Origin of the sequence: Achromobacter sp. (assembly GCF_032113835.1) — a bacterium.
Lineage (GTDB): Bacteria > Pseudomonadota > Gammaproteobacteria > Burkholderiales > Burkholderiaceae_B > Achromobacter.
The window spans coordinates 1-19,226 of the sequence record NZ_DAMCTG010000095.1; the positions used below are offsets into that span (position 1 = coordinate 1).

Here is a 19,226-nt window from a genome sequence, read left to right on the forward strand (position 1 = left end):
CGTTCCAGGGTGTTACGACGCACGCGTTTGCGTTCAGCCATGTTGATTCTCCTGTTGAATTTGCGGAAAGTGGCCCGCACAACCGGAAACCGGACTGGCGGAAAAAATTCGGATAACTTGGCATTTTAGCCTGAAATCCGAATCGGACGCCAATGGGCCGGTTTTGGGGTCAACCAGAGGTCTCTTTCAGCCGCTCCCACACCTGCTCCGCCCGCGGCAGCGGATCGACCGCGCCGTAGCCCAGCGTCGACAACGCCGCCGCGGCATTGGCATAGCGCACGGCGTCTTCCCAGGAATCGCCCTGGCAACGGCGCGCAAGCAGGCTGCCGGCAAAGCAGTCGCCCGCACCGGTCGCGTCGACGGCCTGCACGCGCAGCGCCGGCATCGAAGTGCGGTTGCGGCCGTCGTCGATGATGGAACCGTCCTTGCCCAGCTTCAGCACCACCACGCCCGGCGCGCCACCGTCGCGGATCCAGTCCAGCGTGCGCTCCGGGTCGTCATTGCCGGTCAGGTGCTGCATGTCATCCATGCTGGGCAGGAACACGTCCGCCGCGCGCATGGCCTCGCGCAGGATGGCGCGGGCGCGGTCCACGGGCCACAGCCGCAACCGCAGATTGGAATCCAGGCTGACCTGCGCGCCCGCGGCATGCGCGCGCTCGATGGCGGCGAAGACCGTGTCGCAGGCGGTGGTGCTGATGGCCATGCTGATGCCCGACACGTGCAGGAAACGCGCGCGTTCGATGAGGCCCGCGTCCAGGCTGGCGGGCGTCATCAGGCTGGCGGCCGACCCGCGCCGCAGATAGCTGAAGGCGTGGCCGTCCGGTCCGTGCTGCACGAAATACAGACCGGTGTGCGCGTCGTCGTCGATCTGTACGCTGGACGTGTCGACGCCCTCGTTCTGCCACAGGTCCAGGAACTGCTTGCCGAAGGCGTCGTTGCCGACCCGGGTCAGATACGCGCAGCGCGCGCCCTGGCGGGCCGCCGCGATTACCGCATTGGACGTGTCGCCGCCGAAACCCTGCAGATATTGCCGCTGGCCGTCGTGCGTCTGGTTCAGCTCGACCAGCGGCTCGCCCAGCGCCACGATGTCGAAGTCAGCCATGAGCGGCCTCGCGGGTCCGGGTGATCTGCGCCACCAGCGCGGCGGTGTCGCGCGACGCGAAGGCCGCCTTGTCGTAGAGATTGCTGCCGATGCCGACCAGGCCAGCGCCGGCGGCGAAATACGTACCCATGTTTTCCTGCGTGATGCCGCCCGTGGGGCAGAAGATCGTGTCCGGATACACCGACTTCAGCGCGGCCAGGTGCTTGGGGCCGCCGGTGTCCGCCGGGAACACCTTCACCACGTCCACGCCGGCGCGGCGCGCGGCCAGGACCTCGGTCGGGGTGAAGGCGCCCAGCATGCACAGCGCGTCGGCGGCGTGGGCCATGTCCACGATCTCGTGGGCCAAGGCGGGCGACACCAGGAAGTCGGCGCCCGCCACCAGCGCCTCGCGCGCCTGCGCCTCGTCCAGCACGGTGCCCACGCCCAGCAGCAGATTGGCGCCGTGCTTGTCGCGCAACGCGCGCACCAGGTCGGTGACGTTCGGGATCGTCCACGTGAGTTCCAGCGTGGTGCAGCCGGCCGACACCGCGACTTCGGCGGCATAGGCCGCGGCGGCGGCGTCGGTGTAGCGCAGGACGGGCACGACGCGGGCGGCCATCAGGGCGGCAAGCTTGGAGGCGGTGGGAGCAGCGGTTGCGGTCATGGATTTCCTCTGGGGCTGACGATCAGGCGCCGCCGGACGTTACCGGCAGGACGGCGAGTTTGGCCGCGGCGGCGTCGCGCAGCCGCAGCAAGGGTTCGATATAGGCGGACTGCGGATCGCCACGGCGCCGGAACAGCAGCGTGCTGACGCTGACGCCCGCGACGGGACGCCCTGCCCCGTCGCACAGCGCGACGCCGTAGCAGACGATGCCGGGTTCGTTTTCCTCGTTGTCGACAGCGTATCCCTGCTGGGCCGCCACGCCCAGCGCCTCGCGCAGCGCGGGCAGGCTGGTCAGCGTGGCGGGCAGCCGGGCCGGCATCGGCAGCGCGTGCAGCAGGCGCTCGCGCGCGGGCTCGTCCAGCGCGGCCAGATAGGCCTTGCCGACGGCGCTGGAATGCAGCGCGACGGACGCCCCCACGCGCGACACCATGCGCACGGGGCCGGGGCTTTCCAGCTTGTCGATGTAGATCATTTCGTGGCCGGCGGGCACGGCCAGATGGACCGTTTCGCCGGTCTGGTCGCGCAGCACCTGCAGTTCGGGCGCCAGCGCGGCGCGCAAATCGAACTGGGACCACGCCTTGCTGGCCAGCGACATCAGGCGCGGCCCCAGCCGATACGCACCGCCGGATTCCATGACCATGCCCTGTTCGGCCAGCGCCGCCAGGATGCGGTAGACGGTGGGACGGGGATAGCCGCAGTCGCGGGCGAGCACGGCGGCCGTCGGCGGCTGCGGCGCGTCGGCCACCGCTTGCAGCACCGCCATGAATTTTCCGAACGCCGCCGCGCCCGCGACCTTGGATTCCTGCACTCATGTCCCCAAATACGTGCGATAGCCCCGGCAGATACGCAACGCGGCCAGCGCGATTTTCAGACGAATCTGCGATACTGTTTATTTGTACAGCTACCGAGACGCCAATTGTCCATATTATGGACAGACGCCTCACAATATAGTCAATTATTCCATATCGACGCGCCCGGAACCAGCGATGGATCGCCGCGCCGGCATGCTCCCTTCGTCAGGCTACGATACCGTCCATGAGCTCCCATATCCGCATCGTTGGCGCCCGCCAGAACAATCTCAAGAACCTGGATCTGACCATCGCCACCGGCGAACTGGTCGTCGTCACCGGGGTGTCGGGGTCCGGTAAAAGTTCGCTGGCCTTCGATACCCTGTACGCCGAGGGCCAACGGCGTTATGTGGAAACCTTCTCGCCCTATGCGCGCCAGTTCCTGGACCGCATGGACAAGCCGCAGGTGGACCGCATCGAAGGCATCCTGCCGGCCATCGCCATCGACCAGACCAATCCGGTGCGCAGCTCGCGCAGCACGGTCGGCACGATGACCGAACTGAACGATCACCTGAAACTGCTGTTCGCGCGCGGCGCCAAGCTGTATTGCCGGGGCTGCGGCAAGCTGGTGCGGCGCGACACGCCGGAATCCGTCTATCACTCGCTGGCCGAGCGCGCCGCCACCGCCGGCGACCCGCGTCTGGTCGTGACGTTCCCGATCGCCGTGCCGGCCAACTTCACCGAAGACGAGGTCCGCGGCTTCCTCGAGCAGCAGGGCTACACCCGCGTGCACGCCGAGGAAACCGCCGTGCCCCGCGCCGCCGCCCCGGCCAAGGGCGCCAAGAAGGCCAAGGCCACGAAGACCGCCAAGGCCGCCACCGAGGAACGCCGCATCCTGCACGTCATCCAGGATCGCTTCCGCTTCGCCGGCACCGAGCGCGAACGCATCATGGAAGCGCTGGACACCGCGCTGCGCATGGGCGCCGGCCACATCGCCGTCTACGCCATGGACGCCGACGGCGGCAACGCGCACATCTGGAAGTACAGCGACCGCCTGCACTGCGCCGATTGCGACATCGAATACACCGACCCGCTGCCCAGCAGCTTCTCGTTCAATTCGCCGCTGGGCGCCTGCGAGGCCTGCCGCGGCTTCGGCCGCGTGATCGGCATCGATTTCGGCCTCGTCATCCCCGACGAGAAAAAAACCCTGCTCGAAGGCGCCATCAAACCGTGGACCACGCCGTCCTACAAGGAATGCCAGGACGACCTGCAGAAGTACGCCCCGCGCGCGGGCGTGCCGCTGGGCGTGCCCTGGAAGGACATGAGCGACGAGCACAAGCGCTGGGTGCTGTACGGCACGCCCGACTGGAAGGGCGGCAACGACGCCTGGAAGCACCAGTGGTACGGCGTGCAGCGCTTCTTCGACTGGCTGGAAACCAAGGCCTACAAGATGCACGTGCGCGTGCTGCTGTCCAAGTACCGCAGCTACACGCCCTGCCCCACCTGCAACGGCGCGCGCCTGAAGCCCGACGCCCTGCTCTGGCGCCTGGGCAACAAGGATGAAGCCGATGCCGTGCTGCCGCCGGAAGACGGCCGCTACAAGCGCTTCATGCCCGTCGGCACCACCTGGAGCCGCGAACAGCTCAACGGTCTGGACGGGCTGTGCCTGCATGACGTGATGCTGCTGCCCATCGAGCGGGTGCGGAAATTCTTCGACACGCTGTCGTTCTCGGGCGCGCTGGACGCCGCCACCGACCTGCTCATGACCGAGGTGCGCGCGCGCCTGAAATTCCTGTGCGACGTGGGCCTGGGCTACCTGACGCTGGACCGCCAGAGCCGCACCCTGTCGGGCGGCGAGGTCCAGCGAATCAACCTGACCACCGCGCTGGGCACCTCGCTGGTGAACACGCTGTTCGTGCTGGACGAGCCCTCCATCGGCCTGCACCCGCGCGACATGCACCGCGTCGTCGAAGTCATGCACCGCCTGCGCAACGCCGGCAACACGCTGGTGGTCGTGGAGCACGATCCGCAGGTCATGGTGGCCGCGGACCGCATCATCGACATCGGCCCGGGTCCGGGCGAACGGGGCGGCCGCATCGTCTTCGACGGCACGCCCGCGCAACTGCGCGCCGCGCCCTCGCTGACGGGCGACTATCTCGGTGGCCGCCTGCGCGTGGAAGCGCCGCGTCCGATGCCGGTGGCGGCCAACACGCCGCGCCTGCTGCTGGAAGGCGTCAACGCGCACAACCTGAAGAACGTCTCGGTCGAGCTGCCGCTGGGCCGCCTGGTCTGCGTGACCGGCGTGTCCGGTTCCGGAAAATCCACGCTGGTGCAGGACGTGCTGTACCCCGCGCTGCTCAAGCAGAAGGGCAAGCCGTCGGAAGCGCCGGGCGCCTTCGACCGCCTGCTCGGCGCCGAACAGATCGCCGACGTCGTCATGGTGGACCAGACCCCCATCGGCAAGACCGCACGCTCGAACCCGGCCAGCTACGTCGGCGCGTTCGACGCCATCCGCAAGCTGTTTGCCCAGGCCCCGCTGGCGCGCGAACGCGCCTACACGGCCGGCACGTTCAGCTTCAACGGCGGCGACGGCCGCTGCCCGACCTGCGGCGGCACCGGCTTCGAACACGTCGAAATGCAGTTCCTGTCCGACGTGTACCTGCGCTGCCCCGATTGCGACGGCAAGCGCTTCCGCCCCGAAGTGCTGGAAGTGCGCGTCGAACATTTGGGCAAGAGCGCCTCGATCGACGAGGTGCTGGAAATGACCGTCAGCGAGGCGCTGGACTTCTTCAAGGGCCTGCGCGACGTACAGACCGGTCTTGCGCCGCTGGCCGACGTGGGCCTGGAATACGTGCGGCTGGGGCAACCCGTGCCAACCCTGTCGGGCGGCGAGGCGCAGCGGCTGAAACTGGCCGGCCACCTGGCCGAGGCCGCGCGCAGCGGCATCTCCACCGCCAAGGTCGCCAAGAAGGGCAGCCTGTTCCTGTTCGACGAACCCACCACCGGCCTGCACTTCGACGACGTCGCGCGCCTGATGCGCGCCTTCCGCAAGCTGCTGGCCGCCGGCCACACGCTGCTGGTCATCGAACACAACCTGGACGTGATCCGCGCGGCGGACTGGCTGATCGACCTGGGTCCCGAAGGCGGCGACGCCGGCGGCCTGGTCCTCGGCACGGGCACGCCGCAGGACCTGATGGACAACCCCAAGTCGCACACGGGCGCGGCCCTGCGCGACTACGAAGTCAGCATCCTGCCGGCCGACGCCATTGCGGGCGGCAAGGCCGACGTGATCGTCAGCAGCGACGCCGACGCGCAGGAGGCCGAGCAGGCCGGCCTGACCGCGCGCATCGCCGAACCGCAGGCCGAGTACGGCGCGGGCGTGGGCACGCCGCTGCAATCCTTGGTGCGCGAACGCCGCCAGGGCAGCATGGCCATCGAAATCCGCAACGCGCGCGAACACAACCTGAAGAACATCAGCGTCGAGATTCCCCACGACAAGTTCACCGTCATCACGGGCGTGTCGGGGTCGGGCAAGTCGACGCTGGCCTTCGACATCCTGTTCAACGAGGGTCAGCGCCGCTATCTGGAATCGCTGAACGCCTATGCGCGCGCCATCGTGCAGCCGGCTGGCAAGCCGGACGTGGACGCCATCTTCGGCATCCCGCCCACCGTGGCGATCGAACAGCGCACCAGCCGCGGCGGCCGCAAGTCCACCGTGGCCACGATGACGGAAATCCATCACTTCCTGCGGCTGCTGTACGTGAAGCTGGGCACGCAATACTGCCCGGACTGCAACGTCGCGGTCGAACCGCAGAACACCGACCAGATCGTGGCGCGCCTCTTGCGCGAACACAAGGGCGAGCACATCGGTCTGCTGGCGCCGCTGGTCACCGCGCGCAAGGGCTATTACACCGACCTGGCCAAGTGGGCCGGATCCAAGGGCCATTCGCATCTGCGCGTGGACGGCGAATTCATTCCCGTGGCGCCGTGGCCGCGCCTGGACCGCTACAAGGAACACACCATCGAACTGCCCGTGGCGGACGTGGTGGTGGATCCGGCCAACGAGGCCGACCTGCGCGCGGCGGTCAAGAGCGCGCTGGAAAACGGCCAGGGCGTGATGTCGGTCGTGTGGCCGGTCAACAAGCTGCACGAGGCGCTGAACAGCGAATTGCAGCAGCAGCACTTCTCGGTCAAGCGCGCGTGCCCGTCCTGCGGCACCAGCTTCCCCGAACCCGATCCGCGCCTGTTCTCGTACAACTCCAAGCACGGCTGGTGCACGGGCTGCTACGGCACGGGCCTGCAACTGCAGGGCTTCGACGAAGAGCAGACCGGCGAGGAAACCGCCTGGAACGCGTGGTACGAGGGCGAGGCCAAGACCTGCACGCAGTGCGATGGCCAGCGGCTGAACCGCGTGGCGCGCGCCGTGCGCTGGCGCGACAAGTCGATTGCCGAGCTGGCCTCGCTGCCGGTGTCGGACGCGCACACGTTCTTTACCGGACTGGTGGCGCGCGGCCGCGAAGGCGAGATCGCCCGCGACATCCTGGCTGAAATCCGCGGCCGCCTGAACTTCATGCAGGAAGTGGGGCTGAACTACCTGGCGCTGGACCGCGCCGCCCCCACGCTGTCCGGCGGTGAGGCGCAACGCATCCGGCTGGCCGCGCAACTGGGCTCGAACCTGCAGGGCGTCTGCTACGTGCTGGACGAACCCACCATCGGCCTGCATCCGCGCGACAACCGCATCCTGCTGGATGCGCTCGCGCGGCTGGAAGGCAACGGCAACACGCTGGTGGTGGTCGAGCACGACGACGACACGATCCGCCGTGCGTCCCACGTCATCGACATCGGGCCGGGCGCGGGCATCCGCGGCGGCCGCGTGGTGGCGCAAGGCACGGTGCAGGACGTGATCGACGCGCCCGAATCCGTGACCGGCCGCTACCTGAAGACGCCGCTGGCGCATCCGCTGCAGGGCCGCCGTCCGGTCGAGGCCGACACGCCCATGATCGAGATCCGCGGCGCGCGCCTGCACAACCTGCGCAGCGTCGACGCGCGCATCCCCGTGGGCCGCCTGAGCGTGGTGACCGGCGTGTCCGGCTCGGGCAAATCCACGCTGGCGCGCGAAGTGCTGCTGGACAACCTGACGCAGGCCGTCTCGCAAGGCAAGGCGCCGGGCTGGGCCGGCTGCGAAAGCATCACGGGTTGGGAAGCCATCGACCGCGTGCTGGAAGTGGACCAGACGCCCATCGGCAAAACGCCGCGTTCGTGCCCGGCGACCTACGTGGGTTTCTGGGACGATGTGCGCAAGCAGTTCGCCGACACCCGCGAGGCCCGCATGCGCGGCTGGACCGCGGCGCGCTTCTCGTTCAATACCGGCGACGGCCGCTGCCCGATCTGCGAAGGCCAGGGCATGCGCACCATCGAGATGAACTTCCTGCCCGACGTGAAGGTGCCGTGCGACGCCTGCAACGGCGCGCGCTTCAACAACGACACGCTCAGCGTGCAGATGCGCGGCAAGAACGCCGGCGAGCTGCTGTCCATGGAAGTGGACGACGCCATCGGCTACTTCGCCGCGCATCCCAAGATCCACCGTCCGCTGCAATTGATGCAGGACGTGGGGCTGGGATATCTGACGCTGGGCCAGCCGTCGCCCACGCTGTCGGGCGGCGAGGCGCAGCGAATCAAGCTGGTGACCGAGCTGTCCAAGGCCCGTCTGACCGACGGCCTGATCAAGACCGGCCGCGCCTCGCGCATCCCGCACACGCTGTACGTGCTGGACGAGCCGACGGTGGGCCTGTCGATGGCCGACGTCGAAAAGCTGATCCATGTGCTGCACCGCCTGGTCGAAGCGGGCAACACGGTCGTGGTCATCGAACACAACCTGGACGTCATCGCCGAAGCCGACTGGCTGCTGGACCTGGGCCCCGAAGGCGGCACGGGCGGCGGGCAACTGGTGGGCGAAGGCTCGCCCGAGCACGTGATGACGCTGGCCGACCATTCCCACACCGGCCGGGTCCTGACGGAGTTCCTCGCGCAACAACAGCGGTAACGCACCATGGATTGCCGTTTTGAAGACCGGCTTGCCGGACGCGCGCTGCGCCTCGACGGGTTCCGCGCCCGGATCGAGGCGCGCGCTGCCGCCGAGGTCGCCCCGGCGCTGGAAGCCATCGAGGCCGCGCGGCGCGACGGCCGCTGGATTGCCCTGCTGCTGGACTACGAGCTGGGCGAATGGCTGCTGCCCGAGGCCACGCGGCCCGCGCCGGCCGGCCCGTGGACGCCGCCGCGCGACGACGGGCGTCCTCGACTGACCGCATTGGTGTTCGACCGCAAGATCGACGAGGCGCCATGGGACGCGCCGGACGCCGACGCCCCCGCCGCCTCCATCAGCCTGCCCGCGCCGCGCATGACCGAGCCCGCCTATGTGCGCCAGATCGATGCCATCCGCGGCCTGATCCGGGACGGCGAGCTGTATCAGGTCAATTTCACGCAGCCGCTCGACGTCAGCTTTCAAGGCGATCCGGCCACGCTGTACCGCCGCATCGCCGCGCGCAACCCGGTCGCCCACGCGGCCTACATCCAGGACGGCGATCGCACGGTGCTGTCGTTTTCGCCCGAGCTGTTCGTGCGGCGCGACGGTCCGCGGCTGACGACCCGGCCCATGAAAGGCACCGCGCCGCGACATGCCGATCCGGCCGAGGACGAACGCCTGGGCCAGGAGCTGCTGGCCAGCGACAAGAACCGCGCCGAAAACCTGATGATCGTGGACCTGCTGCGCAACGACCTCGGGCGGCTGGCCGAGCCCGGTTCGGTGAAGGTGGATGCGCTGTTTTCTTTGGAGCGCTATCCCACCGTATGGACCATGACGTCCACCGTGTCGGCCACGGCGCCGCACGCCGCGCTGTCGGACGTGCTGCACGCGCTCTTTCCCTGCGGGTCGATCACCGGCGCGCCGAAAGTCGCGGCCATGCGGCGCATCCGGCAAATGGAAACCGCCCCGCGCGGCCTGTATTGCGGCAGCATCGGTTGGCTGGCCCCGGATGGCGACTTCTCGTTGAATGTCGCGATCCGCACGCTAGTCCTGGACCAGCACGGCCACGGCGTCTACAGCGTCGGCGGCGGCATCGTTTACGATTCGGACCCCGCCAGCGAATGGCAGGAATGCCACTGGAAGGCCCGCATCCTGCGCGCCTGACGGTGCAAACCCCACGGCCGGTAGTAGCATAGAGCGCGGCCCCGCCTAGGCGGCCCCGCCTTACTCCAGGAGAGTCCCATGCAACCCGAATTGATCGAGACCATCCTGGTTGAAGCCTCCGGCAACGTGCCGCTGCTGGCGCGCCACCTCCACCGCCTTGAAGCGTCGTGCAAAGCGCTGGGCTATGTCTGGGGCGGCCGCGATGTCGAGGGCGACATCCTCGTCGCCGTCATGTCTTTGGGCTCCGCCGGCCCCCACCGCCTGCGCCTCCTGGTCGCGCGCGACGGCAGCCGCCACATCCAGACCGCCGTCCTGCCGCCCCTGCCCGCGCACCAGGAAGTCATGCTGGCGCCCGAGGCGCTGCGCTCTTCCGAACCGCTCCTGCGCTACAAGACCACGCACCGCCCCTGGTACACGAAAACGATCGAATGGCTGCCGTCGCATCCGCACATCTTCGATCTGGTCTATTTGAACGAACGCGGCGAACTCTGCGAAGGCAGCCGCAGCAACGTCTACCTGCGCATGGGCGACACCTGGTACACCCCGCCCGTGGACAGCGGCTGCCTGCCTGGCGTGCAGCGTGCCCACCTGCTCGACGCCGGCAAGGCGAAGGAACGCGTGCTGACGCTGGCGGACCTGCATGCTGCGGACGAGGTCCGGCTGTCGAATGCGTTGCGCGGATGGTTCACGGTGACGTTCCGGGACGCCCGACAGCCGCCCGGGGCGAACGCGCATTGCAAAAGCCGCGCCGCTGAAGAATAATTGCGACTGATTCTTATTGGCATCATGTCAGCGGCTTCATCGTGTCTTCCACCCGCCCCGGGGCGCCCGCCTGCATCGAATCCCTGTATTGCGACCACCACGGCTGGCTGCAGGAATGGTTGCGGCGCCGCCTGGGCAACGCCTTCGACGCCGCCGACATTGCGCACGACACGTTCGTGCGCCTGTTCCGCAACCAGGAACCCATCCGCGAACCGCGCGCGTTCCTGACCACCATTGCCCGCGGCCTGGTCATCAACCATTGGCGGCGGCAGGACCTGGAACGCGCCTACCGCGACACGCTGGCCACCGTCGCCGACACCCTGCATCCCTCGCCCGAAGACCGCGCCCTGCTGATGGACGCGCTGTCCGAACTGGACGCGCTGCTGAACCAGCTCAATCCCAAGGCGCGCACGGCCTTTCTGCTGGCGCACCTGGAAGGCCTGGGCTACGTCGAGATCGCGGAGCGTCTTGCTGTGTCCGAGCGCATGGTCAAGAAGTACATGGCGCAGGCCATGCTGCACTGCCTGACTTCCAGCATGGCGGCGGCCGCGCCATGACGCCCGCCGCCAGCGCGCCCAGCTTCAAGGTGCTGCAAGAGGCCGCCGAGTGGTTCGCCGTGCTGCGCGCCCCCGCGGTGCCGCCCGGCGAGCGCCAGCGCTGGCGCCAGTGGCACGACGCCGATCCTTCGCATCAGCTGGCGTGGAGCCGCGTGGAGGCCATCAGCGGCAAGTTCGACGACCTGCCGGGCGTGGACAAGCCCACCGCGCACCGCATGCTGGACGCCGCGGCGGCCAAACGCACGCAGCGCCGCAGCGCCCTGAAGATGCTGACGCTGCTCTGCGGCACCGGTCTGGGCGCGTGGGCCGCCACCCAAAGCACCCCATGGCGCGCGTGGACGGCGGCCCATCACACCAGCGTGGGCGAGCGCCGCCAGATCCAGTTGGCCGACGGCGGCACGCTGTGGCTCAACACCGGCAGCGCGGTCGACGTGGACTACGGTCCGCAGTTGCGCCGCGTGGTGCTGGTGGCCGGTGAGATCCTGGTCAGCACGGCGCCGGACACGCAATCCCCCGCGCGGCCCTTCGTCGTCGACACCGCCGAGGCGCGGCTGCGCGCGATCGGCACGCGTTACGCGGTCTACCAGGAGGACGACGCCAGCCGGGTCGCCGTCTTCGAGGGCGCGGTGGAAGTGCGCCCCAAAGCCACCGGCGCCGCGACGCTGACCGTGCACGCCGGCCAGCAGTCCCGCGTCACCCGCGTAGCCGCCACGGCCCCCGAGCCCGCCGAACCCGCGCGCGAATCCTGGTCGCGCGGGCTGCTGATTGCCGAGAACATGCGCCTTGCGGACTTCATCGCCGAGCTGTCCCGCTATCGGCGCGGCTATCTGGCCTGTGCGCCGGAAGTGGCCGACCTGCGCATCGTCGGCGCCTATGCGTTGCCCGACACGGACCGGGTGCTGAGCGCGCTGGCCGCCACGCTGCCGGTGCGCATCCAGGCGCCGATGCCGTGGTGGGTGACGGTGGTTCCGCGCTGACGCGACACGCGCCATAAAAAATTTTCGGACCGAGGTTCCCTTTTCGGATGCCATGTTTGGCATACGGGGTGAAGACCCTCTTCTTTCCCCCACGAAAGGCTTTCCATGCATCCCTCGTCCCTAACCCGCCGCACCGCGCTGTCGCTGGCGGTTTCCGCTGCCCTCCTGGGCATTGCCGTCACGACGGCCTCGCCCGTGCACGCACAGGCCGAGACGGCCGCCTCAGCCAGCCGCGACTACGACATCGCGCCCGGCGCGCTGAGCCGGGTGATCACCCAGTTCGCGGCGCAGGCCGGCATCCAGGTGTCGGTCGACGCCGCAATGACCGTCGGCCGCGACAGCCCCGGCCTGCGCGGCCGCCATTCCGTGGCGGGCGGCTTCGGCGCGTTGCTGGCCGGCACCGGCCTCGAAGCGGTCCACCGGGGCGGCGGCGAGTACACCCTGCGCCCCAGCCCTGCGGCGCCCGGGGTGGTGACGCTGCCCAGCGTCACGGTGGCGGGCTCCACCAATGCCGCCCTGCAACAGGACGGCCTGGCCAGCGACGGTTATCGCGCCTCGCTCGTGCAGTCGGTCGGCGCCCTGGGCGGCATGGACCTGCAGCGCGCGCCCTTCGCCATCAACGTCGTGCCGCGCGAACTGCTGCAGAACGTGCAGGCCCAGTCGCCCGACGACGTCTACAAGATCAGCCCGTCCGCCATGACGCAGACGCCCCAGATCAGCGGTTGGGCGCCCATGGTGAAGATCCGCGGCTTCAACAGCTACGACCGCGCCGAAGAGGGCCTGCGCCGCTCCTTCGGCTTTGCGGCATCCATCGAGGACAAGGAACGCGTCGAGATCCTGAGCGGTCTGTCGGGCTTCCTGTTCGGCGCCGCCTCGCCCGGCGGGATGGTGAACTACGTCTACAAGCGCCCCACGCAGGAGCGCCTGAACAGCGTCACGGTCGGCAACTACGGCGGCGGCCAGTATTACGTGCACGGCGACTTCGGCGGTCCGGTCGACAGCAACGGCAAGGTCGGCTACCGCGTCAACCTGGTGCGCCAGGACGGCGACACCGCCGTCGACGACCAGAAGATCGACCGCAGCCTGGCCAGCGCCGCGCTCGACTTCAACATCACCGACCGCTTCAAGCTGGAACTGGGCGCGTCCTACGGCGACTACAAGATGGACGCGCCCAACTCGTACTGGTTCTTCCGCGACGGCGTGTCCCGCCCCACCCTTGATGGGAAGAAAAACTGGAGCCAGCCGTGGATCCGCGACGAAACCGAAACGCGCAAGTGGATGGCCCGCGCAACGTACGAGGCCAGCGACCACCTGACGGTGCGCGTGGCGCACCTGCGCGAATACCAGGACCGGCCCGTGCAGTACCACACCATGAACTCGGTGCGGTCCGCGGGCGAATACTTCCAGCTGCGGCAGAAGGTCGGCCCGACCCGCACGGAATCCGAGGCATGGCAGGCGCTGGCCGACATCTCGTTCGCCACGGGCTCCATCGGCCACAAGATCACCATGGGCTATTACGGCTACACCGACCGGCAATGGCAGAACACGTGGTTCCCCAGCACCGGCTACCAGGGTCCGTACAGCCTGGATTCGCCCACGCACGTGCCGGAGCCCGACTGGCCCAACACGCCGGCCAAGACGATGTACTTCTCCAGCCGCATCCGTAACGACAACTTCATGGTCGGCGACCTGGTGCGGTTCAACGATCAATGGTCCGCGCTCGTCGGCATCAACCACAGCACCATCCAGACCACCGACCGCAACGCGGACGGCAGCCTCAGCCAGCCCGACTACGACCGCGGCAGGAACTCGCCGAACGCCTCGCTGATCTTCACGCCCGTGCCGTGGATGACGGCGTACGCGACCTACATCGAAGGCCTGGAACAGGGCGGCGTGGCGCCCGAAGACGCGGCGAACGCGCTGCAGGTCATGGCGCCCATGCGCAGCAAGCAGAAGGAATTGGGATTGAAGGCCGAGGTCGGCGGCGTGCTCGTGAGCGGCGCGCTGTTCGACATCGAAAAAGCCTACGAGTACACCAACGACAGCAATATCTATGGCCAGGACGGCGTGCAGCGCCATCGCGGCGCCGAGATCTCGGCCATCGGCAAGGTGACGCCCGCATGGACGGTCGTGGGCGGCGCGACGTGGCTGCACGCCCGCGTCGAAGGCGGCGCCAACGACGGCAAGGATCCCTTGAACGTGCCCAAGTTCATGGCCAAGCTCTACTCCGAATACGCCCTGCCCTTCGCGCCGGGGCTCAGCGTCACAGGCGGCGTCTACCACGTCGGCAAGCAGTGGTCGTCCGCCACCAACGTCAGCCGCCTGCCTTCGTACACCACGTTCGACGTCGGCCTGCGCTATGCGGCCCAGGTCTCCGGCCGGCCGCTCACGCTGCGCCTGAACGTCAACAACGTCACCGGCCGCGACTACTGGCTCAACAGCTACTACCTCGGCAGTCCGCGCAGCGTCGCGCTGTCGGCGCAGATGCAGTTCTGAAGACGCGGACTCAATCCGCGAACACGTCCACCACCACTTGCCGGAGCCATTGGTTGGCGGCTTCGCGGTGGTTGCGGGCGTGCCAGAACACGTTGATGACGGACTCCGGGATCTTCACCGGACAGGGCGCGGCCGCCAGGCCGAACGGGCCGCACGCGCAGTCGGCAAAGCGCTGCGGCACCACCGCGATCATGTCGGTGGCCTGCAGCACCGGCCCCACCGCCATGAAGTGCGGCACCGTCAGCCGCAGCCGGCGGCGGATGCCCGCGCGTGCGATCACCTCGTCCACCACGCCGTGGCCCGTGCCCTCGGACACGATCGCCACGTGTTCGGCCGCCCGAAACTGCCTGGCCGACACGCCCGAGCGCGCGAGCGGATGGTCCTGCCGGAAGATGCACACATAGGGCTGGCGGAACAGCCGGCGCTGAAAGAACCCGCCCTTCAATCCGGGCAGAAAGCCCATCGCCAGATCCATGCGGCCCCGTTCCATCTCGTCACGCACGTCGATCGACGTGGTGCGCACCGTGCGGATGGTCACGCCCGGCGCCACCTGGTCCAGCGCCCGCATCAGGCGCGGCAGGAAGTAGGTCTCGCCCACGTCGTTCACGCCGATCACGAACGCCCGCTCACTGTGCGCCGGATCGAACGCCACGCGCGCGTTCAGCGTGCCTTGCAGCGCGGAAAGCGCATCGGCGATCGGCTGGGCCAGGCTCTCGGCATACGGCGTCGGCACCATGCCTCGCGAGGTCCGCAGGAACAATTCGTCGCCCAGCAGCTTGCGCAGGCGGCTCAACGCGTTGCTGACGCCCGGCTGCGAAATCCCCAGGCTTTCCGCGGCCGACGACACCCGGCCATGCTTGTGCAATTCATTGAAGACGACGAGCAGATTCAGATCCACGTCTTTCAGGTTCATGCGGCTGTCTCCACCAATATTGATTTTGGTGATTTATGTAATAAGCCAGATTCTATTTATTAATTTCAGGACCTGCCCGAAGATGCGGAAAAACCGCCTGCGCCCATGCCACGCAAGGCGCTGCCCGGCCGCCCCGCGGCCAGCTGAAAATGGAGACAAATCATGCGCGTCCGCACGCTTCGCATCGCCACGTCCTGTAGCCGAGGACGTCCATGAACGCCCCCGAACACCCCGTCCAATTCGTTCCGCCCTGGCAAGGCGACGGCTCCCATCGCATCCCGTTCGGCGTCTATACCGATGCCGCACTGCACCAGCGGGAACTGGAGCGCTTCTTCTACCGAGGCCACTGGAGCTACGTCGGGCTTGAGGCCGAAATCCCCCATCCCGGCGACTTCAAGCGCACGGTCGTGGGCGAACGGTCCGTCATCCTGCTGCGCGACAACGACGGCGAAGTGCGCGTCGTGGAAAACGTCTGCGCCCATCGCGGCGTGCAATTCTGCCGCGAACGCGCCGGCAACCGCACCGAGTTCGTCTGTCCGTACCACCAGTGGAACTACGACCTGCAGGGCAACCTGATCGGCGTGCCCTTCCGCCGCGGCGTCAAGCAGGACGGCAAGGTCAATGGCGGCATGCCGCCCGATTTCAAGCCCGAGGAACACGGTCTGACAAAACTTGCGGTCGCCTGCCGCAACGGTGTGGTCTTCGCGTCCTTCGACCACGACGTCGAGCCGCTGGAAGACTACCTGGGCCCCGACATCGCGCATTACTTCGACCGCGTCTTCGACGGCCGCGAACTGGTGATCCACGGCTACAGCCGCCAGCGCATTCCCGGCAACTGGAAGCTGATGCAGGAGAACATCAAAGACCCTTATCACCCGGGCCTCCTGCATACCTGGTTCGTCACCTTCGGACTTTGGCGCGCGGACAACCGGTCGGAACTGAAGATGGACCGCCATTTCCGCCATGCCGCCATGATCTCCACGCGCGGCCAGGGCGGCAAAAGCACCGTCACCAGCGGCGTGTCCAGCTTCAAGGAACAGATGTCGCTGAACGACGACCGCTTCCTGGACATCGTGCAAGAACCCTGGTGGAACGGCCCGACTGCCGTGCTCATGACACTGTTCCCCAGCGTCATCATCCAGCAGCAGGTGAACTCGCTGTCCACCCGCCACATCCAGCCCGTCGGCCACGACGCCTTCGACTTCGTCTGGACCCATTTCGGCTTTGCCGACGACACCCCGGAAATGACCCAGCGCCGCCTGCGCCAGGCCAACCTCTTCGGCCCCGCCGGCTTCGTGTCCGCCGACGACGGCGAAGTCATCGAATTCTCGCAATCCGGCTTCGAACAAAAGCCCTGGCATCGCAGCGTCGCCGAACTGGGCGGCAAGACCGCCGAAAATACCGATCACATGGTCACCGAAACGCTGATACGCGGCATGTACGCGTACTGGCGCCGCGTGATGGAGGCGTGACATGCTGGACTTTCCGCTCTACTACCAGCTCACCCGCCTGTACACCGACTACGCCGCCGCGCTGGACGCCGGCGAATGGGAAAGGTGGCCGGACTTCTTCGTCGAGGAATGCGTCTACAAGGTGCTGCCGCGAGAAAACTACGAACGCGGCTTTCCGCTCGCGACCATGGCGTTCGAAAGCCGCGGCATGCTGAAGGACCGCATCTACGGCGCCACCGAAACCATCTTCCACGACCCCTACTACCAACGCCACGTCGTAGGCACCCCGCGCGTGCTGCTGGCGCAGGACGGCCGCATCGAGTCCGAAGCCAACTACGCCATCTTCCGCACCAAGCCCAGCCAGCTCACCACCGTCTTCAACGTGGGCCGCTACCTCGACGTGATCCGCCAGACCCCCGACGGCCTCAAATTCGAATCGCGGCTGTGCATCTTCGACAGCGAGCTGATCCCGAATTCGCTGATCTATCCCATCTGACCTGGAGACGAACAATGACTGTGCAATGGATCAAGGCCATCGGGCGCGATGAGGTCCCGGAAGAAGACGTCATCGCCGTCGACGCGGGGGGGAAGGAAATCGCGCTATATGGCGTGAACGGCGAGGTCTACGCCACCGACAACCTCTGTACGCACGGCAATGCCAGATTGTGCGACGGCTTCCTGACCGGCCACGAAATCGAATGCCCGCTGCACCAGGGCCGCTTCGACGTGCGCGACGGCCGCGCGCTGTGCTCGCCGCTGCGGGAGAACATTGCGACTTATCCCGTGCGGATTGAAGATGGCGTGGTGTTCGTGGCGGTTTAAGCCCTCAGACCGCCAGCCGCAAGGCCTCGTTCGCCGCCGCCATGCCCATGGCGGCGGTCACGGTGACCACCGATCCATAACCCGCGCAGGACAAACCTTGCGGCGCCAGCGTCATCCCCGACGCGCCCATGTCGTCCTCGCCCTCGACCGGCCGGGTCCACGCATCCGGCAAGATCGCCGGCTGGTCGAACCACAACGCATGCACGCCCATCTTCGGCACGCGCTTGAGCGCCTTGCCGTTCTTGTCCGACGCCCGCGGAAACCCATGCTCGCGCCGCAGCTTGTTGCGCAGCTTCGAGAGCAGCGCATCATTGACCGCCCCCGACAGATCCCCCGCCCGCAACGCCAACGGATCCGTCTTCCCGCCCGCGCCGCCGCACAGAAGCATCGGCACGCCGAGCTTGCGCGCGTGCAGGATCATCGCGATCTTCGCGGCCGCCTGATCGGTGCAGTCGATGATGACCGTATAAGGCCCCGGCAACACCTCACCCACGTTCTCCGGCGACACAAAGTCATCAACCCGCGTGATCCGGCATTCCGGATTGATCGCCAGCACCCGCTCTGCCATCGCCTCCACCTTCGACTGCCCCAGCGTCGAACTCAACGCATGGATCTGCCGATTGACGTTGGACTCGGCAATGTGATCCAGATCGATCAACGTCAACGCCCCCACCCCGCATCGCGCCAATGCTTCAACGGTCCACGACCCGACCCCGCCCAGGCCGGTGACGGCGACGTGGGCATTGCGAATGCGGGAGGGCGCTTCGGGACCATACAGGCGCGACAGCGCGCCGAAACGACGGTCGAGATCGGCGGATTCAGGAATGAGTTCGGGCGAGTTCATGGAGCGCATTTTATGGCAGCGGCCGCCGACTCACCCGCCCAATCCATGCAGACAACGTGTCTGAGGCCGTAGGAACCGACGGACAAGGTGTCTGACACCCTGCAGAGACTGCCGTCATGCCGCGGATGTGCCCCAAGGGTGTCAGACACCAGCGCACTTTTCGGCACCCGTTCAGTTCCCAAAGAAACCACGGACAAGGTGTCTGACACCCTGCAGAGACTGCCGTCATACCGCGGATGTGCCCCAAGGGTGTCAGACACCGGCGCACTTTTCGCCGCCCGTCCAGATCCCAGAGGAACCCACGGACAAGGTGTCTGACACCCTGCGGAGACTGCCGTCACGCCGCGGATGTGCCCCAAGGGTGTCAGACACCAGCGCACTTTTCGCCACCCGTCCTTATCCCAGAGGAACCCACAGACAGGGTGTCAGACACCGCAGGCACCGACGCTCATCGCAAGCGCGAAGCGTCATCCCCCGACGCAAGACACCGCGTAAGCGCCCGGAGGCCGCCCGCGCGGCCAACCGGGCGCGGGCCCCGCAAGACGCGGCAAACCCGCGCAAACGCAGCCAAGAACCTCAAGGACTCAACCCGCCCCAGCGACCGACAAGTACAAACGATCCGAGCCCGGTGTGGCGTCGGCCTGGGGTGCGCGGGGCGTGTAGATGCGCCCGAGGGAATCTGAAG

At 67.6% G+C, this 19,226-nt stretch carries 14 protein-coding genes; 9 read left to right on the forward strand and 5 right to left on the reverse strand.

Going from position 1 to position 19,226, the window contains the following annotated elements; genetic code table 11:
- Positions 1 to 169: 169 nt before the first annotated feature.
- The 3 genes from RT697_RS23245 to RT697_RS23255 are packed head-to-tail and all read right to left on the reverse strand — an operon-like array spanning position 170 to position 2,553.
- A complete protein-coding gene (locus tag RT697_RS23245) occupies positions 170 to 1,102 on the reverse strand; it encodes a sugar kinase (RefSeq protein ID WP_313702067.1) in 933 nt (310 codons plus the stop codon).
- Positions 1,095 to 1,745 carry a bifunctional 4-hydroxy-2-oxoglutarate aldolase/2-dehydro-3-deoxy-phosphogluconate aldolase gene (locus tag RT697_RS23250; RefSeq protein WP_313702069.1) on the reverse strand — a complete coding sequence of 217 codons (651 nt, stop codon included), beginning with the start codon at positions 1,743 to 1,745 and terminating at the stop codon, positions 1,095 to 1,097. Before RT697_RS23250 ends, RT697_RS23245 begins: the two co-directional genes overlap by 8 nt.
- 22 nt (positions 1,746 to 1,767) lie before the next feature.
- Positions 1,768 to 2,553, reverse strand: a complete 786-nt coding sequence (locus RT697_RS23255; RefSeq protein ID WP_313702071.1) for an IclR family transcriptional regulator — start codon at positions 2,551 to 2,553, stop codon at positions 1,768 to 1,770.
- Positions 2,554 to 2,780: 227 nt separating this feature from the next.
- On the opposite strand from RT697_RS23255, the gene uvrA reads away from it, so the two are divergent.
- The 6 genes from uvrA (at position 2,781) to RT697_RS23285 (ending at position 14,511) form a co-directional block, all read left to right on the forward strand.
- Positions 2,781 to 8,576, forward strand: a complete 5,796-nt coding sequence (gene uvrA / locus RT697_RS23260) for an excinuclease ABC subunit UvrA (RefSeq protein ID WP_313702073.1) — start codon at positions 2,781 to 2,783, stop codon at positions 8,574 to 8,576.
- Between the two features lie 6 nt (positions 8,577 to 8,582).
- A complete protein-coding gene (locus RT697_RS23265) occupies positions 8,583 to 9,719 on the forward strand; it encodes an aminodeoxychorismate synthase component I (protein WP_313702074.1) in 1,137 nt (378 codons plus the stop codon).
- 78 nt (positions 9,720 to 9,797) lie between these two features.
- Complete coding sequence (locus RT697_RS23270) at positions 9,798 to 10,481, forward strand: aminotransferase class IV family protein (RefSeq protein WP_313702075.1); 684 nt, start codon at positions 9,798 to 9,800, stop codon at positions 10,479 to 10,481.
- A 41-nt stretch (positions 10,482 to 10,522) separates the two neighbouring features.
- Positions 10,523 to 11,038 carry a sigma-70 family RNA polymerase sigma factor gene (locus tag RT697_RS23275; protein ID WP_313702077.1) on the forward strand — a complete coding sequence of 172 codons (516 nt, stop codon included), beginning with the start codon at positions 10,523 to 10,525 and terminating at the stop codon, positions 11,036 to 11,038.
- The gene (locus tag RT697_RS23280) at positions 11,035 to 12,015 is read left to right on the forward strand and encodes a FecR domain-containing protein (protein WP_313702079.1); all 981 of its coding nucleotides are present in this window, start codon (positions 11,035 to 11,037) and stop codon (positions 12,013 to 12,015) included. Before RT697_RS23275 ends, RT697_RS23280 begins: the two co-directional genes overlap by 4 nt.
- 105 nt (positions 12,016 to 12,120) lie before the next feature.
- The gene (locus tag RT697_RS23285; protein ID WP_313702080.1) at positions 12,121 to 14,511 is read left to right on the forward strand and encodes a TonB-dependent receptor; all 2,391 of its coding nucleotides are present in this window, start codon (positions 12,121 to 12,123) and stop codon (positions 14,509 to 14,511) included.
- A 10-nt stretch (positions 14,512 to 14,521) separates the two neighbouring features.
- On the opposite strand, the gene RT697_RS23290 is transcribed toward RT697_RS23285, so the two are convergent.
- Positions 14,522 to 15,424 (reverse strand): LysR family transcriptional regulator, encoded by a 903-nt coding sequence (locus RT697_RS23290; protein ID WP_313702082.1) that lies wholly within the window; start codon positions 15,422 to 15,424, stop codon positions 14,522 to 14,524.
- A gap of 212 nt (positions 15,425 to 15,636) precedes the next feature.
- Between RT697_RS23290 and RT697_RS23295 the strand changes: the two genes are divergently transcribed.
- From RT697_RS23295 to RT697_RS23305, 3 genes are read left to right on the forward strand one after another with little or no spacing between them, the layout of a single operon-like run.
- Complete coding sequence (locus RT697_RS23295; protein ID WP_313702083.1) at positions 15,637 to 16,896, forward strand: aromatic ring-hydroxylating dioxygenase subunit alpha; 1,260 nt, start codon at positions 15,637 to 15,639, stop codon at positions 16,894 to 16,896.
- Position 16,897: 1 nt separating this feature from the next.
- Complete coding sequence (locus tag RT697_RS23300) at positions 16,898 to 17,371, forward strand: aromatic-ring-hydroxylating dioxygenase subunit beta (protein ID WP_313702085.1); 474 nt, start codon at positions 16,898 to 16,900, stop codon at positions 17,369 to 17,371.
- Positions 17,372 to 17,385: 14 nt separating this feature from the next.
- Entirely contained in the window at positions 17,386 to 17,697 is a 312-nt protein-coding gene (locus RT697_RS23305; protein ID WP_313702087.1) for a non-heme iron oxygenase ferredoxin subunit, read from the forward strand.
- A gap of 4 nt (positions 17,698 to 17,701) precedes the next feature.
- On the opposite strand, the gene RT697_RS23310 is transcribed toward RT697_RS23305, so the two are convergent.
- Positions 17,702 to 18,550, reverse strand: coding sequence for a tRNA threonylcarbamoyladenosine dehydratase (locus tag RT697_RS23310; protein ID WP_313702089.1), 849 nt, complete (start codon positions 18,548 to 18,550; stop codon positions 17,702 to 17,704).
- Positions 18,551 to 19,226: the final 676 nt, after the last annotated feature.

Excerpts from the sequence above, each read along its gene's own strand:
- RT697_RS23265 (WP_313702074.1), top strand. The coding sequence starts at position 8,583 with ATGGATTGCCGTTTTGAAGACCGGCTTGCCGGACGCGCGCTGCGCCTC.
- RT697_RS23305 (WP_313702087.1), top strand. The coding sequence starts at position 17,386 with ATGACTGTGCAATGGATCAAGGCCATCGGGCGCGATGAGGTCCCGGAA.
- uvrA (WP_313702073.1), top strand. The coding sequence starts at position 2,781 with ATGAGCTCCCATATCCGCATCGTTGGCGCCCGCCAGAACAATCTCAAG.
- RT697_RS23300 (WP_313702085.1), top strand. The coding sequence starts at position 16,898 with ATGCTGGACTTTCCGCTCTACTACCAGCTCACCCGCCTGTACACCGAC.
- RT697_RS23295 (WP_313702083.1), top strand. The coding sequence starts at position 15,637 with ATGAACGCCCCCGAACACCCCGTCCAATTCGTTCCGCCCTGGCAAGGC.
- RT697_RS23280 (WP_313702079.1), top strand. The coding sequence starts at position 11,035 with ATGACGCCCGCCGCCAGCGCGCCCAGCTTCAAGGTGCTGCAAGAGGCC.
- RT697_RS23310 (WP_313702089.1), bottom strand. The coding sequence starts at position 18,550 with ATGCGCTCCATGAACTCGCCCGAACTCATTCCTGAATCCGCCGATCTC.
- RT697_RS23245 (WP_313702067.1), bottom strand. The coding sequence starts at position 1,102 with ATGGCTGACTTCGACATCGTGGCGCTGGGCGAGCCGCTGGTCGAGCTG.
- RT697_RS23250 (WP_313702069.1), bottom strand. The coding sequence starts at position 1,745 with ATGACCGCAACCGCTGCTCCCACCGCCTCCAAGCTTGCCGCCCTGATG.
- RT697_RS23285 (WP_313702080.1), top strand. The coding sequence starts at position 12,121 with ATGCATCCCTCGTCCCTAACCCGCCGCACCGCGCTGTCGCTGGCGGTT.
- RT697_RS23290 (WP_313702082.1), bottom strand. The coding sequence starts at position 15,424 with ATGAACCTGAAAGACGTGGATCTGAATCTGCTCGTCGTCTTCAATGAA.
- RT697_RS23270 (WP_313702075.1), top strand. The coding sequence starts at position 9,798 with ATGCAACCCGAATTGATCGAGACCATCCTGGTTGAAGCCTCCGGCAAC.